The 1,450-nt window shown below is 73.1% G+C and carries 2 protein-coding genes; both read right to left on the reverse strand.

The annotated features are described in order from the left end of the window. A partial coding sequence (locus tag CLG85_RS27065; protein ID WP_260350387.1) for a cobyrinic acid a,c-diamide synthase CobB occupies positions 1 to 681 on the reverse strand: 681 nt, incomplete at its 3' end. Beyond that, on the reverse strand, positions 674 to 1,450 hold a 777-nt coding region (gene cobM / locus CLG85_RS27070), incomplete at its 5' end, for a precorrin-4 C(11)-methyltransferase (protein WP_260350388.1). The genes cobM and CLG85_RS27065, both read right to left, overlap by 8 nt.

Consider the following 1,450-nt stretch of genomic DNA (forward strand, 5'->3'; position numbering starts at 1 on the left):
GGCGTCGCGGAGCGCGGCGAGGTCGACGTGCGCGCGCAGGAAGGCGGCGTAGCCCGCGATGGCGGCCTCGAGATCGGGATGCTCCAGCGCCTGGATGAGCCCGAGGTGCCGCTCGGGCAGGGTCAGATCGCCGCGCCGGGGCAGCACGCCCAGCACCGGCAGCCCGGCGCGCTCCATGCCGAGCCGGGTGAGCCGCTCGTGGCGGGGCGAGGCGACGCGGTTGAGGATCACCCCGGCGAAGGGCAGATCGGGCATGTACTGGCGGAACCCCAGCGCCGTGGCGGCGGCGGATTGCGCCTGCCCGCCCACGTCGAGCACCAGCACCACCGGCCATCCCATCGCCCGCGCCGTCTCGGCGCTGCTGCCAAAGCCCTGCTGGCCGCGCGTCGCGACCCCGTCGTAAAGCCCCATCGACCCCTCGGCGAAACAGATATCCGCCCCCGCCGCCTGCGCCGCGATGGCCTGCCAGAGCCGCGGCCCCATCGCCCAGCCGTCGAGGTTGAAGCTCGCCCGCCCGCAAGCGGCGCGGTGGAAGGCCGGGTCGATGTAGTCGGGGCCGGACTTGAAGGGCTGCACCGCAAGGCCGTCCTCAGCCAGCGCGCGCAGCAGGCCGAGCATGACCGTCGTCTTGCCGGTGCCCGAGGCGGGGGCCGAGACCAGAAGGCCGGGGATCTCAGCCATCAGTTTGCACCTCTGCGTCGGGAGTCCAGCCACTCCACGGGCTATCTGCGCTCTGCGGGCGATAGCGGCGGTCGTAATCCGCGGCGTAGAGGCAGCTCTCGGCAAAACCCTCGCCCGCCAGCGCCGGGCCAACGAGGATCAGCGCGGTGCGGGTAATGCCGGCGCCGAGCTTGCCTTCGATGTCGGCGAGCGTGCCGCGCAGGATCACCTCGTCGGGCCAGCTGGCGCGGTAGACCACGGCAACGGGGCACTCGATGCCATAGGCAGGGGCGAGGTCGGCGACGACGCGCGCGATGTTCTGGATCGACAGGTGGATGGCCAGCGTCGCCCCTGTGGCGGCGAAATTGGCCAGCGTCTCGCCCTCGGGCATCGAGCTGGCGCGGCCCGGCGTGCGGGTCAGGACCACCGATTGCGCAAGGCCGGGCAGGGTCAGCTCGGCACCAAGCGCGGCGGCGGCGGCGGCGAAGGCGGGCACACCGGGGGTGACCGAGACCGGGATGCCAAGCGCCTTCAGGCGCCGCATCTGCTCGCCCATCGCCGACCAGACCGAGAGATCGCCGGAGTGCAGCCGCGCCACGTCCTGCCCCGCGGCGTGGGCCCTGTGGATCACGGCAATGATCTGCTCGAGATCCAGCGGCGCGGTGTTGACGATCCGCGCGCCCGGCGGGCAGTGGCCAAGGATCGCCTCGGGGACCAGCGAGCCGGCGTAGAGGCAGACCGGGCAGCTCGCGATGAGGTCGCGCGCGCAGGTCAGCAGGTCGGCGCGGCC

The organism is Alloyangia mangrovi (genome assembly GCF_002300555.2).
GTDB classification, from domain to species: Bacteria; Pseudomonadota; Alphaproteobacteria; order Rhodobacterales; family Rhodobacteraceae; genus Salipiger; species Salipiger mangrovi.